Source organism: Knoellia subterranea KCTC 19937, from assembly GCF_000768685.1.
Classification (GTDB): Bacteria; Actinomycetota; Actinomycetes; order Actinomycetales; family Dermatophilaceae; genus Knoellia; species Knoellia subterranea.
This window is the reverse complement of sequence record NZ_AVPK01000015.1, coordinates 14104-26714: the sequence shown is the minus strand read 5'-3', so window position 1 is coordinate 26714 and position 12611 is coordinate 14104. Positions and strand designations below refer to the sequence as shown.

Genomic DNA, 12611 nt, shown 5'->3' with positions numbered 1-12611 from the left:
CGACTTTTCGGCAGCGGACCTGGCCGTTCGGAACTCCCTCGAGGTGGGGGAGAAGCGCCTGCGCGCGATGCAGACCAACCTGGACAGGAACAATGCCCGCACCGAGTCCAACGACAAGGACTCGGATGAGCGCGTGACCAGGGCGGCGGCCCGAGGTGGACGGGGAGGATCCGACGCTGGGCCAGGCGACGCGCACCCCGGCAAGGACAAGGACCACTACACCAGTCTTCTCGGCCCGACGAGGCCCACGCCCGAGGACGTCTTCTCGGCCCGACGAGGCCCACGCCCGAGGACCCCAAGGACCCGGACATCACCTTTGACCGGCATGTCGATCCGAGCTCGGGTGAGGTCACGTGGACCCCGCGCGAGATGCAGCGAGGAGAGGCGACAGCGGTCGACGGTCGCGATGTCGAACGGATCCCGGCACGGGCCGACCGAATTGTCGTCACGATGGTCGACGGCGAGCCGCGCATCTCGTACATCGACACCGACGCCAAGGGTTCGGCGTGGGTCGGGTCCGAAGGCAAACCCGTGGGTCCTGAGGCTCAGGTTGTCGGGGTCGAATGGCAGCAGGAATCGGGCGGTGACGCGAGCGACCGAGTGGTGGCCGGGTCTGGCGCCGCCGAGCCGCAGCGGCAGCCGGCGCAAACCGAGTGGACTCGGGCCCTGCCCGAGGACGCTGACTTCGCAGTGGTCGAGGTCCGTGACGGAGAACCCCACCTCGTGTTCCTCGACGTCGAGGGTCGCGAAGTGACCCAGATCGCGGACCGTGAACTCAGCGATCGAGCGAGTGAGCTCACGTCCACCACAAGTCAGAAGGAACCGGTCCGATGAGTTCTGTCTCCAAGTCCGTCGCCGACCTCAAGGCAGACCTGGCCACCCTGCGTACCTACGTCAAGACCATTCACGGCGACAGCCACGGAGTGCACACGTGTGCCAAGGCCCAGGTGCAGTACGTCGACGGCTTTCGTCCGGCGAGCGGTCACTCATGGCGCGAGTACAAGGACCAGGTCGAGGTGGTCGCGGCCTGGGTGGAGAAGTACGTCGATGACTCGGGCTGGGTTGATGCTCTGGAGCGCCGCTCCAAGAAGTGGAGAACCGCAGTCGGTCACGCATCGGACGCCACGGAATACGTAGAATCCAAGAAGCTTCCAGCCGTGGACAGTTGGAAGGGACCGGCGGGCAGGGCCTATCGCGAGGTTGTTCCGAAGATGCAGGCCGGCGCGTCCACCGCACAGATCGGCGCGACCCTTCTGAAGACCGCATCGCGCTCCATCTCGGACGCGGGCGAAACCTTCTTCTCGGATGTTGCCTCGGCAGTGTCGACCTTGGCCACCAGTTTGACTCACTATGAGCAGGCAGGACCCCTTCCAGACCCGGATGGCCCGCCTAGGACTGGGCTGCCTGGCGCATTCAGCTGTGGACTCACCCATGAGACGGACGACGCGGGAACCCACCCCTGGACCGCCATGACGGCGTGCGAAACGGCGCTGACGGCTCTCGAGGACGACGTCGAGCGTGCCCTCCAGGTCCCGCTGCCGGTCGGCCCTGAGCACGGTGGCGAATCGATCCCCAGTTACCTGACGGACTCCTGGCCCAAGGCTCCCGGACAGGCCTGACCGAGGCGAGCGGACGGCATACGCGAAGTTCGGTGGTCGGGTCAGCCTGAAATAGGCTGGCCCGACCATGGCTCGTCAGCGCACTCCCGAAGGCCCACCGCCGCCTCCTCCGGTCCAGAAGCTCCGCATCCGTTACGCCAAGCGCGGTCGGCTGCGCTTCTCGTCGACCCGGGACTTCTCGCGGGCGCTCGAGCGTGCCCTGCGTCGGGCTGGCGTGCCGATGGCCTTCTCCGCCGGCTTCCACCCGCACCCGAAGATCAGCTACGCGAACGCCGCACCGACCGGCACCGCCAGCGAGGCCGAGTACTTCGAGATCTCGGTCACCGAACGCGTCGATCCCGAGGCGTTGCGCGTCGCGCTCGACGAGGCACTCCCGCCGGATCTCGACGTCATCGAGGTCGTCGAGGCCGGGCCCGGCAGCCTCGCCGAGCGGCTCGAGGGGAGCGTCTGGCGTCTGGAGATGCGTGGCGTCCCGCTCGACACCCTCGCGTATGCCGTGGAGCGCTTCCTCGCGGTCGACGTCGCCGAGGTGACCCGCGTGTTCAAGACGGGGCCCAAGACGTTCGATGTGCGTTCCGCCGTCGTGTCGATGGTCGTCACCGAGAGCGGCGACCCGTCGTGTGCGATACTGCAGACGGTCGTTCGGCACACCACACCGTCCGTTCGCCCCGATGACATCCTGACCGCACTGCACGCAGTCACCGAGCTCAGCCCTCCGGTTCCACCACTGGTGACCCGCCTGGCCCAGGGCCCACTGCACGCAGAGGCCGGGGTGGCCGATCCACTGGCCGCCGACAAGGACGCCGTCGGTTCCTGATCGGGTTGCCGCAGCGGAGCACACGCCGCGCGAAACTCCTTCGGGAACAGCACACACGACTTCCGTGTCGGGAAATTTCACCCGACACGATCACGACACGAGCCCCACGGGGACGGCAGGTCCGGGCTTCCCGCCCAGATGGTGTGGCTGACGGCCACGTGGCGCCGAGAGGGTCACATTCCATGGCCACCCAGAACGACGACACGTCCCAGAACACCTCGTCCCAGAGCGAAGCGGCCGCCACTGACGCGGTCGAGTCGGCGCCCGCGAAGGCGCCTCGTCGCCGCCGGGCGACGAAGAAGACCGCTGCTCCTGCCCCTGCGAGCGTCGAGAGCGATGCCGCATCGGCCGAGCCGGACTCCGCCACGGTCGCGCTGAGCGAGTCGACCGACGCGGAGGCGCCCGCGCCCAAGAAGAAGGCCGCCCGCAAGGCTGCCAAGAAGGCGCCGAAGAAGGCCGCCGTCTCGTCCGAAGCTTCTGACGGTTCCTCGGACGAGACGTCCGACGAGAAGGCCGCCGCCAAGGCTGCCCGCAAGCCGGCCAAGCGGGCCTCCCGCTCGAAGAAGGCTGCGGCCGCTCCCGTCGAGGAGCCGACGCTGCTGGACGAGGCTGCTGTCGACCCCGCGGCCGCCGACGAGGCACCCGCGGACGAGATCGCTGAGTCCGAGACGGGCGACGCGGCGATCACGGCTCAGGACGAGTCCAACGAGGACGAGTCCGCGGAGGACGACGAGCAGGAGGCGCAGGTCGAGGCTGCCCCGGTCGTCTCTTCGTTCGGCCTCCTGTTCCAGGCCCCGGACACCACCAAGGTCGTGCGCCGCCGCAGGGCCACCGCTCCCGCGCAGGCGCCGAGTGCCGCCGCGATCGAGCGCCAGTCGGGGCCCGAGCAGGCGGATGCCGCCGCCGACGAGGCTGCGCCCGAGAAGCCGAAGCGGTCACGCCGCGGTGGCCGGGGCCGGGCCGCCGAGACCGAGACCGCCGAGCAGAACGAGGCAGCCGAGGGCGAGCAGAGCGCTGCCGAGACTGCGGGCGAGTCCACCGACGAGCAGCAGGAAGGCGGCCGTCGCCGTCGCCGCGGCGGTCGTGGCCGTCGCGGGCGTGGCGCAGGCGCCGCCGGTAGCGAGCAGGCTGAGTCCGGAGAGCAGACCGACGCCTCATCCGGAGCCGACTCGGCAGCCGGAGACTCCGAGGCGGAGGGTCGCGCTGACGACAGCCCGGAGGCCGAGGGCGCCGAGTCCGGTTCGAGCCGTCGCCGCCGTCGTCGCCGCCGCTCGGGATCCTCGACGGAGGGCGACGACCCGCCCGGCACCGTGACGAAGGTCCGCGAGCCCCGCAAGGACCGCGAGCGCGACGAGCCGACCGCGGTCAAGGGATCGACCCGCCTCGAGGCCAAGAAGCAGCGCCGTCGAGAGGGACGTGAGGCCGGTCGCCGGCGCACGATCATCACCGAGGCAGAGTTTTTGGCCCGCCGGGAGTCCGTCGACCGGGTCATGGCCGTGCGTGGCAAGGGCGACAAGACCCAGATCGGTGTGCTGGAGGACGGCGTCCTCGTCGAGCACTACGTGTCGCGCGAGACCAACGCGTCGATGGCCGGCAACGTCTACCTCGGCCGCGTCCAGAACGTCCTGCCCTCGATGGAGGCCGCCTTCGTCGACATCGGCAAGGGCCGCAACGCCGTCCTGTATGCCGGTGAGGTCAATTGGGATGCCGCCGGACTGGAGCAGAACAAGGCCAAGCGCATCGAGAACGCGCTCAGCTCGGGCGACACCGTCCTCGTCCAGGTGACCAAGGACCCCATCGGCCACAAGGGTGCGAGGCTCACGAGCCAGATCTCGCTCCCGGGCCGCTACCTCGTCTACGTGCCCGAGGGCTCCATGACGGGCATCTCGCGCAAGCTCCCCGACACCGAGCGCGCCCGCCTCAAGGCGATCCTCAAGGAGGTCGTGCCCGACCACGCCGGCGTCATCGTGCGCACAGCGGCCGAGGGCGCCTCCGAGGAGGAGCTGCGTGCCGACGTCGAGCGGCTCACCAAGGCGTGGGAGGGCATCCAGAAGAAGGTTGCGACCGCCTCGGCCAAGAAGGCGGGCAACGGAGGCGCTCCGGTGCTCCTGCACGGAGAGGCCGACCTCACGGTTCGGGTCATCCGTGACGTCTTCACCGAGGACTTCAGCCAGCTCGTCGTCTCCGGCGACAAGGCCTGGTCGGAGGTCAGTGGCTACGTCGAGGACGTCGCGCCGGACCTGGCCCAGCGCCTCACGCACTGGACGTCCGAGGAAGATCTCTTCGCCCACTACCGCGTCGACGAGCAGATCGCCAAGGCCATGGACCGCAAGGTCTGGCTGCCGTCGGGCGGATCCCTCGTGATCGACCGCACCGAGGCCATGACCGTCGTCGACGTCAACACCGGCAAGTTCGTCGGATCGGGTGGCAACCTCGAGGAGACCGTCACCAAGAACAACATCGAGGCAGCCGAGGAGATCGTCCGACAGCTCCGGCTGCGCGACATCGGCGGCATCATCGTCATCGACTTCATCGACATGGTCCTCGAGTCCAACCGTGACCTCGTGGTGCGACGCCTCCTCGAGTGCCTGGGTCGCGACCGCACCAAGCACCAGGTCGCCGAGGTGACATCGCTCGGCCTGGTCCAGATGACCCGCAAGCGTGTGGGTTCGGGCCTCATCGAGGTCTTCTCGGAGCCGTGCTCGCACTGCGACGGCCGCGGCATCATCGTCCAGAGCGAGCCGATCGACCGCTCCGGTGGCAACCACGACCACGGCCAGCACTCCGGCTCGGGCAACGACAAGGGCGCCGCCCAGTCGGGTCGCGGCCGGAGCCGCCGCGGCAAGGCCGCGGACCAGAGTCAGCCCGCAGCCAAGGACGAGTCCCGCTCCGATGCGCCGCCGGCCCCTACGGGTCCGACGGCAGCGCAGATCGCCGCCGCAGCGCACGCTGCCGCCATCAAGTCGATGTCGGGGGAGTCCTCCGACGACGACGTGGCCGAGCTGGCCCGGGCGACCGAGGCTGCCGAGGCTGACGTCGAGGCCGGGCAGGTGACCGAGGCTGCTGAGGCTGACGCCGAGGCAGTGCAGGTGATCGAGGCTGCTGAGGGTGAGGCCGAGGCGGTGCAGGTGACCGATGCGCCCGAGGTGGCCGAGAAGCCCGTCGTCATCGCCGAGGTCGGTCCCAGCGCTGACGCACCGGCCGACGAGGTGCGTCCCGTGGTCGCCGAGCCGACGCCCCTCGACGAGCCCGTCGTGCGCCCTCGTCGCAAGCGTGGACGCGTCGTCGCTCCGGCCGGACCCCCGAAGTCCGCGGATTTGGAGCAGGGCGAGGGCGACCGATAGTCTTGTCCGTCGGTGCGCCCACCGAGCCGATGTCCTGTGTCTCGAGTGTTCACGAACACGACAGCACGGGGTAGCTATCAGCCGGTCATCCAGAGCGAGTGCATCCTGAAACGAAAGTGAGTTCCACTGTGTACGCGATTGTTCGCGCAGGTGGTCGGCAGGAAAAGGTCTCCGTCGGTGACCTCCTGCTGATCGACAAGGTCGGCCAGGCCGGCGACAGCATCGACCTGACCCCGCTTCTCGTCGTGGACGGCTCGACCGTCACCTCGGACGCCTCGAAGCTGGCCAAGGTCTCGGTCAAGGCCGAGGTCGTCAAGGCCGCCAAGGGTCCGAAGATCACGATCATGAAGTACAAGAACAAGACGGGCTACCGCAAGCGCCAGGGTCACCGTCAGCACCTGACCCAGATCAAGATCACCGCGATCGACGCCTGAGCGTCCGGTCACACAGACTCACGAAGGTAGGCAGACATGGCACACAAGAAGGGTGCGTCCTCGACCCGTAACGGTCGTGACTCGAACGCACAGCGACTCGGCGTGAAGCGCTTCGGCGGCCAGCTCGTCAACGCGGGCGAGATCCTCGTCCGTCAGCGTGGCACGCACTTCCACCCCGGTGACGGCGTCGGCCGTGGCGGTGACGACACGCTGTTCGCGCTCGTCGCGGGCAACGTCGAGTTCGGCACCAAGCGTCGTCGCAAGGTCGTCAACATCGTCCCCGTTGCGGAGACCGCAGCGGCGGAGTGATCCCCGGGTGAGTTGATCCGAGGCCGTGACCACACGGCATACCGGATCCTCACCACCACGAAGGGCGGCCCGGATCTGATCCGGGCCGCCCTTCGGCGTCCTCGGCGCGGCATGCTGGTGCACATGGGAGCTCTCACGGTCCGCCCGGCCCGTCCGACGGAGCGCGACGTCGTCGTCGACACCCTGACCCGCGCGTTCCGTGACGACCCGGTGAACCGCTACATCGGGAGCAGACCCGAGCGTGACCGTCGGGTGTGGGAGACGCTGATGCGGTTCGAGCACGGGGGAGACGCCGTCGTCGACGTGGCCCTCGATGGCACCGACGTGGTGGGGGTGGGGGTCTGGGATCGCCCGGGTCACCGTCCGCCCCTGTCGGCCCGGCTCCTTGCCGGCCCGTACTTCGTCCGCGCTCTGGGCCGCGAGGCCACCAAGGGTGCCCACGTCGAGCAATGGCTCAGGACGCATCGCCCGCAGGAGCCGTACTGGTACCTCGCGCACCTCGGTGCCGTCGAGGGCGGACGCGGTGTCGGGACCGCCCTGCTGACCCACCGTCTCGGCGAGATCGACGCGGCGGGCGGGCACACGGCATACCTCGAGAGCAGCAACGAACGGAACCTTCCGCTGTACGAACGGTTCGGATTCATCGTCACCGAACGACTCGCCGGTGGGCCCGCAGGCAGTCCGCCCGTCTGGGGCATGCTCCGTGCGCCCGTAGACTGAGGTCTCGCTCTCACTCGCTTCAGGAAGCAGGAATCCCCTCATGGCCGTCAACTTCGTGGACCGCGTCGTCCTGCACGTCGCGGCCGGTGATGGCGGCCACGGTGTGGCCTCGGTCAAGCGAGAGAAGTTCAAGCCGCTCGGTGGACCCGACGGCGGCAACGGTGGTCGCGGTGGCTCCGTCGTCCTCGCGGTGGACCCGCAGGCGACGACCCTGCTCGACTACCACCACACGCCGCACCGCCGCGCCGCCAACGGCAAGCCGGGTGCTGGCGACGAGCGGAACGGAGGCGACGGGGCCGACCTCGTGCTGCCCGTGCCCGAGGGCACGGTCGTCAAGAACGCCGCCGGCGACATCCTCGCCGACCTCGTCGGGCACGACGCCACGTTCGTCGTCGCCGCGGGCGGTCGCGGTGGTCTCGGCAACAAGGCCCTGGCCTCGGCCCGCCGCAAGGCACCCGGCTTCGCGCTGCTCGGCGAGCCCGGCGAGGCCCTCGACATCGTCCTCGAGCTCAAGTCGCTCGCCGACGTCGCGCTCATCGGCTTCCCGAGCGCCGGCAAGTCCTCGCTCGTGTCGGTGCTCAGCGCCGCCAAGCCCAAGATCGCTGACTACCCGTTCACCACGCTGGTCCCCAACCTCGGAGTCGTGACGGCCGGCAGCGCCCGCTACACGATCGCCGACGTGCCCGGGCTCATCCCCGGAGCGAGCGAGGGCAAGGGCCTGGGGCTGGAGTTCCTCCGGCACGTCGAGCGCTGCTCCGTCCTCGTCCACGTCGTCGACTGCGCCACGCTCGAGTCCAACCGCGACCCGATGACCGACCTCGACGTCATCGAGGCCGAGCTCGCGGCCTACGTGCCCGATGACAGCCTCGGTGGCCGGCCGCTGTCCGAGCGCACCCGCATCGTCGTCCTCAACAAGGCCGACGTTCCCGACGCCCGCGACCTCGCCGAGATGGTCAAGCCCGAGCTCGAGGAGCGCGGCCTCGAGGTCCACATCGTCAGCGCCGTGGCCCACATCGGGCTCAAGGAGCTGACCTTCTCACTGGCCAAGCACGTCGAGGCCGCGCGCGCCGAGATGGAAGCCCTCATCGTCGAACGCCCCCGCGCCATCGTGCGGCCCAAGGCGGTCGACGACGCCGGCTTCACCGTGCGCCGCGAGAACACCTCCGACGGCGTCATCTATCGCGTGCTCGGCGACCGCCCCACGCGCTGGATCCACCAGACCGACTTCTCCAACAACGAGGCCGTGGGCTACCTCGCCGACCGGCTCAACCGACTCGGCGTCGAGGAGCACCTCTACAAGGCCGGAGCCGTCGCCGGGTCCACCGTCGTCATCGGGCCCGAGGACAACTCGGTCATCTTCGACTGGGAGCCGACGATGGCCGCCGGCGCCGAACTGCTCACCGGACCGCGCGGCACGGACCTGCGGCTCGAGGACTCCGGTCGCAAGACCCGCGGCGAGAAGCGCGAGGAGTTCCACGGACGCAAGGACGCGCAGACCGCGGCCCGTCAGGAGCTCGCCGCCGAGCGCAAGGCCGGCCACTGGGCCACGGCCCGCGACAACGACGACGAGTGAGCGGGTTCCGTGGGCACTGAGGCGGTGCTGCGCGCCGCGGTGGCGCAGGCACGACGTGTCGTCGTCAAGGTCGGGTCGTCATCCCTGACCGGTCCCGGTGGCGGCACGATCGACGAGGCGCGGCTCGTGGCGCTCGTCGGTCACCTCGCGGCAGTGCGAGCCCGCGGGGGAGAGGCTGTCCTCGTCTCCTCGGGTGCCATCGCGGCCGGGCTCGGTCCGCTGGGTCTCGCGACCCGGCCACGTGACCTCGCCACCCAGCAGGCTGCGGCCAGCGTCGGACAGGGCGCTCTGGTCGCTGCCTATGCCCGGGCCTTCGCCCACCACCACCTCACTGTCGGCCAGGTCCTGCTCACGGCGGACGACGTCACCCGGCGCACGCACTACACCAATGCCCGGCGCACCCTGACCCGCCTGCTGGACCTCGGCATCGTGCCGATCGTCAATGAGAACGACACGGTGGCGACCCACGAGATCCGCTTCGGCGACAACGACCGGCTCGCGGCCCTCGTGTCCCACCTCGTCGGCGCCGACGCGCTCGTGCTCCTCACCGACGTCGACGCGCTCTACGACGGTCCGCCCTCCCGGGCCGGCTCGAGCCGCATCTCCGCGGTCCTCCGACCCGAGGACCTCGCGGGCGTCGAGATCGGCGGGACCGGTTCGTCCGTCGGCAGTGGTGGCATGGCCACGAAGGTGGAGTCGGCAGGCATCGCGGGGGCGGCCGGCATACCGACGGTTCTGTCGCGCCTCGCGGATGCGGGGCACGCGCTGGCAGGTGAGGACGTCGGAACCGTCTTCGCGCCGCAGGCGCGCTCCCGGGCATCGAGGCAGCTGTGGATCGCCCACGCGACCACCCCGCGGGGGCGGCTCGTCGTCGACGAGGGGGCAGTCACGGCGCTCACCAAGCGGCGCACGTCGCTCCTGCCGGCCGGGATCGTCGAGGTGCAGGGAACGTTCACGGGTGGCGATCCCGTCGATGTGTGCGCACCCGACGGTCGTGCGATCGCCCGTGGCCTCGTGAACTACTCCTCCGGGGAACTCCCGCACATGTTGGGTCGCAGCACCCATGAATTGGCGCGCGATCTGGGTGCGGCCTACGAACGCGAGGTCATCCACCGAGACGATCTCGTCCTGCTCTGACCCGCCTCGACCTCGCCCCGTGCGCGTGTGGTTGGATGCAGGTGCCGCAGTGCACGGGAAGTCGGTGTGATTCCGACGTGGTCCTCGCCACTGTGACCAGGGAATGGCTCCTCGTCATTCGCCACTGACAGCCGCAGGTTCACGCCGGGCTGTTGGGAAGGCCGAGGAGTCGTGGTGATCTGGAAGCCAGGAGACCGGCTGCGGCACAGATCAGTCCACGAGGCATGGAACGAAAGGGTCCCACCATGGCCAATTCCTCAGCTGTTGCTGTCCCCGCTCACACTGCACCGTCGCTCGCGAGCATCCGCGTCCCGCTCTGGGCGTGGGCGCTGCTCGCCGTCGCGGTGTTCGCGCTCTACTTCGTCTCCCAGGAGAACGGCGCCCTCCTCAGCGCGCCTGCCGCCGAGATGCTGCACGAGCTGACGCACGACGCGCGCCACGCGCTCGGCGTGCCGTGCCACTGATCCACACCTGATCACTCCAGAACTTCACATGATCAATTTCGGATCCGTGCTGCGGCGCGGCCTGGAAGCCGGCGTTGCCGCCGGCCTCGCCTCCGCGCTCGTCATCTGGCTCTTCGTCGAGCCCGTCATCCGCAAGGCCCTCGTCATCGAGGAGCGTCGCGGTGCATCCGGGGGGCACGGCGGTCACGCCGGTCACTCGGCCCTCTTCACGGTCCCCGCTGCGCCGGGTCATGTCCCGGCCCACGGGGGTGATCTCGTCACCCGCACCCAGCAGGTCGTGGGTGGTGCCGTGACCTCGATGCTCGTCGGCATCGCCTTCGGCGTCATCTTCGCGGTGGTCTTCGCGAAGGCCCGTCACCGGCTCGCGCCCCACAGCGACTTCTGGCGCTCGATGGTGCTGGCTGCCATCGGGTTCGGTGCGGTCACGCTGCTCCCGGCCATCGTCATCCCGGCGAACCCGCCGGCCGTCGGTGACCCGGCCACCGTGACCCAGCGGACCTGGCTCTATGTCCTGGCGCTGCTCCTGGGTGTCGCCATCGCCCTCACCGTCCCGATGCTCGACCGCCTCCTCGCGCGGCGCGGGTTCTTGGACGGCGCGCGGTGGAGCGTCGATGTCCTCGTGACCGTCCTCGCCGTGGTCGCAGTCGTCGTCGTTCTTCCGGGGTCACCGGACTCCGTGCCCGAGGACGTCCCGGCCGCGCTGCTGTGGGACTTCCGGGTCGCCTCGCTGGCGCAGCTCGCCACGATGTGGGTCGTTCTGGGAGCTGTCTTCGGTCTGCTCATGGAGCGCTCCACCGGGGCGAGCGCGCGGACCGCGGATACGGCGGGGGAGCGCGAGCTCACCTCCGTCGGCGCGTGAGTCGCCGGGACGACACGACCTGCACGATCCGCGTCTGCCGCGACTGCTGTTGCGGGACCTCGCGCAAGCACCCCGGCGTCGACCACGACGGGCTTCTCGCCCGCCTCGAGGACGGCGCCGTGGGTGCGGCGCGGGTGTCGGTGAGCACCTGCCTGCTCGCCTGCGACCAGTCCAACGTCGTCGTCGTGTCGCCGTCGCGGTCCGGCAGGGAAGCCGGTGGCAAACCGGTCTGGGTCAGGGGAGTGCTCGACGACACCATCGTCGACGCGGTCGTGGCCTGGGTCCGCGACGGCGGGCCGGGCTGGGTCGACCCACCCGAGCCCATCGCGAGGCTTGCGTTCCCGCCGAGCGGACTGACGACGGCATACATCTCCGTCTGAGCCCGTCCCACTCGGACAGGGCGTCGATCAGCACGGGCGCCGGTCAGCGGAGCTGCGTCACCTCGAACTGCATGCGCGGGTTCGCGATCTCCTCCTGCGACTGGACGAGCTGCAGCTCGCGCTGCCTGGAGTCGAGCGTCCGTTGGAGCAGGTCGAAGACACTCGACACCGTCCGCCCCAACGCCACCCCGGCGTCTCCCGTTTCCAACAGGTGGGCGGTGAAGAGAGCCGCCGTGACGTCACCCGACCCATTGGCCTTCATCGGCAGCTGCGGGGTCTGCACGATCCACGCCCCGTCACCGTGGACGGCGAGCATCTCGATGGTGCCCTCGGGGCGGTCGGGCCGCAGCACCGATGTCACGAGCACCGTTGACGGCCCCATGGCTCGCGCCTTCTCGACCGACGCAAGCGTGTCCTCGAGGGACTCCGGCTCGGTCTCGGTGAGGAACCCGAGCTCGAACTGGTTCGGCGTGATGAGGTCGGCCTGCGGCACGACGCGCTCGCGCAGGAGGACCGGGATGGCCGGGTGGACGAAGCAACCGGACTTGGCGTTGCCCATGACCGGGTCGCAGGCATAGATCGCGTCGGGGTTGGCGGCCTTGACCCGCGCGACCGCGTCGAGGATGACGTCGCCGATCGCCTCGCCACCCTGGTAGCCGGACAGCACCGCGTCGATCGTCGACATCGCCTCTCGCTCCTCGATGCCGGTGACGACCTCGCGCACCTGCTCGGGTTCCATGAGCGGCCCGCGCCACGCGCCGTAGCCGGTGTGGTTGCTGAAGTGCACCGTGTGCACCGGCCACACCTCGACGCCGAGCCTCTGGAGCGGGAAGACCGCCGCGCTGTTGCCGACGTGGCCGTAGGCGACCGAGGACTGGATGGAGAGGATCGTCGTCACGCCCGCCATCATCCCACTTCGTGTGCGCGTCCCTGAGATGCCCGTATGCCGTCCGCC

The 12611-nt window shown here is 69.7% G+C and carries 13 protein-coding genes and 1 riboswitch; of the genes, 12 read left to right on the top strand and 1 reads right to left on the bottom strand.

Annotation, left to right across the window (positions count from 1 at the left end; translation table 11 throughout):
• Nucleotides 1-369: 369 nt before the first annotated feature.
• The 12 genes from N803_RS16430 to N803_RS16375 all read left to right on the top strand — a co-directional run bounded on the left by N803_RS16430 (nucleotide 370) and on the right by N803_RS16375 (nucleotide 11656).
• Complete coding sequence (locus tag N803_RS16430) at nucleotides 370-834, top strand: hypothetical protein (protein WP_035907337.1); 465 nt, start codon at nucleotides 370-372, stop codon at nucleotides 832-834.
• Entirely contained in the window at nucleotides 831-1619 is a 789-nt protein-coding gene (locus N803_RS16425) for a hypothetical protein (protein ID WP_035907334.1), read from the top strand. Before N803_RS16430 ends, N803_RS16425 begins: the two co-directional genes overlap by 4 nt.
• Nucleotides 1620-1686: 67 nt before the next feature.
• Nucleotides 1687-2436 carry a TIGR03936 family radical SAM-associated protein gene (locus N803_RS16420; protein WP_035907331.1) on the top strand — a complete coding sequence of 250 codons (750 nt, stop codon included), beginning with the start codon at nucleotides 1687-1689 and terminating at the stop codon, nucleotides 2434-2436.
• 182 nt (nucleotides 2437-2618) lie between these two features.
• Entirely contained in the window at nucleotides 2619-5780 is a 3162-nt protein-coding gene (locus N803_RS16415; protein ID WP_035907330.1) for an Rne/Rng family ribonuclease, read from the top strand.
• A 128-nt stretch (nucleotides 5781-5908) separates the two neighbouring features.
• Nucleotides 5909-6214, top strand: a complete 306-nt coding sequence (rplU, locus tag N803_RS16410) for a 50S ribosomal protein L21 (RefSeq protein ID WP_035907328.1) — start codon at nucleotides 5909-5911, stop codon at nucleotides 6212-6214.
• Between the two features lie 36 nt (nucleotides 6215-6250).
• Entirely contained in the window at nucleotides 6251-6523 is a 273-nt protein-coding gene (gene rpmA / locus N803_RS16405) for a 50S ribosomal protein L27 (protein ID WP_035907325.1), read from the top strand.
• A 123-nt stretch (nucleotides 6524-6646) separates the two neighbouring features.
• Complete coding sequence (locus N803_RS16400; protein WP_035907373.1) at nucleotides 6647-7243, top strand: GNAT family N-acetyltransferase; 597 nt, start codon at nucleotides 6647-6649, stop codon at nucleotides 7241-7243.
• Between the two features lie 40 nt (nucleotides 7244-7283).
• The gene (obgE, locus tag N803_RS16395; protein WP_035907323.1) at nucleotides 7284-8816 is read left to right on the top strand and encodes a GTPase ObgE; all 1533 of its coding nucleotides are present in this window, start codon (nucleotides 7284-7286) and stop codon (nucleotides 8814-8816) included.
• A 9-nt stretch (nucleotides 8817-8825) separates the two neighbouring features.
• Complete coding sequence (gene proB / locus N803_RS16390; protein ID WP_035907321.1) at nucleotides 8826-9953, top strand: glutamate 5-kinase; 1128 nt, start codon at nucleotides 8826-8828, stop codon at nucleotides 9951-9953.
• Nucleotides 9954-9983: 30 nt separating this feature from the next.
• A riboswitch (cobalamin riboswitch) is annotated at nucleotides 9984-10170 on the top strand.
• Between the two features lie 28 nt (nucleotides 10171-10198).
• Nucleotides 10199-10417: a CbtB domain-containing protein gene (locus N803_RS16385; protein WP_035907371.1), complete on the top strand. Its 219-nt coding sequence runs from the start codon at nucleotides 10199-10201 to the stop codon at nucleotides 10415-10417.
• Between the two features lie 28 nt (nucleotides 10418-10445).
• On the top strand, nucleotides 10446-11276 hold the full coding sequence (locus tag N803_RS16380) for a CbtA family protein (RefSeq protein WP_035907318.1): 831 nt from the start codon (nucleotides 10446-10448) through the stop codon (nucleotides 11274-11276).
• Nucleotides 11273-11656, top strand: a complete 384-nt coding sequence (locus N803_RS16375; RefSeq protein WP_035907315.1) for a hypothetical protein — start codon at nucleotides 11273-11275, stop codon at nucleotides 11654-11656. The genes N803_RS16380 and N803_RS16375 overlap by 4 nt, the downstream gene beginning before the upstream one ends.
• 43 nt (nucleotides 11657-11699) lie before the next feature.
• Here N803_RS16375 and pdxY read toward each other — a convergent pair whose 3' ends face one another.
• Nucleotides 11700-12563 carry a pyridoxal kinase PdxY gene (pdxY, locus tag N803_RS16370; RefSeq protein ID WP_035907369.1) on the bottom strand — a complete coding sequence of 288 codons (864 nt, stop codon included), beginning with the start codon at nucleotides 12561-12563 and terminating at the stop codon, nucleotides 11700-11702.
• Nucleotides 12564-12611: the final 48 nt, after the last annotated feature.

Coding starts and splice junctions, on each gene's coding strand:
- N803_RS16425 (WP_035907334.1), top strand. CDS start 831: ATGAGTTCTGTCTCCAAGTCCGTCGCCGACCTCAAGGCAGACCTGGCC.
- pdxY (WP_035907369.1), bottom strand. CDS start 12,563: ATGGCGGGCGTGACGACGATCCTCTCCATCCAGTCCTCGGTCGCCTAC.
- N803_RS16380 (WP_035907318.1), top strand. CDS start 10,446: ATGATCAATTTCGGATCCGTGCTGCGGCGCGGCCTGGAAGCCGGCGTT.
- N803_RS16385 (WP_035907371.1), top strand. CDS start 10,199: ATGGCCAATTCCTCAGCTGTTGCTGTCCCCGCTCACACTGCACCGTCG.
- N803_RS16400 (WP_035907373.1), top strand. CDS start 6,647: ATGGGAGCTCTCACGGTCCGCCCGGCCCGTCCGACGGAGCGCGACGTC.
- N803_RS16420 (WP_035907331.1), top strand. CDS start 1,687: ATGGCTCGTCAGCGCACTCCCGAAGGCCCACCGCCGCCTCCTCCGGTC.
- N803_RS16430 (WP_035907337.1), top strand. CDS start 370: ATGCAGCGAGGAGAGGCGACAGCGGTCGACGGTCGCGATGTCGAACGG.
- N803_RS16415 (WP_035907330.1), top strand. CDS start 2,619: ATGGCCACCCAGAACGACGACACGTCCCAGAACACCTCGTCCCAGAGC.
- obgE (WP_035907323.1), top strand. CDS start 7,284: ATGGCCGTCAACTTCGTGGACCGCGTCGTCCTGCACGTCGCGGCCGGT.
- rpmA (WP_035907325.1), top strand. CDS start 6,251: ATGGCACACAAGAAGGGTGCGTCCTCGACCCGTAACGGTCGTGACTCG.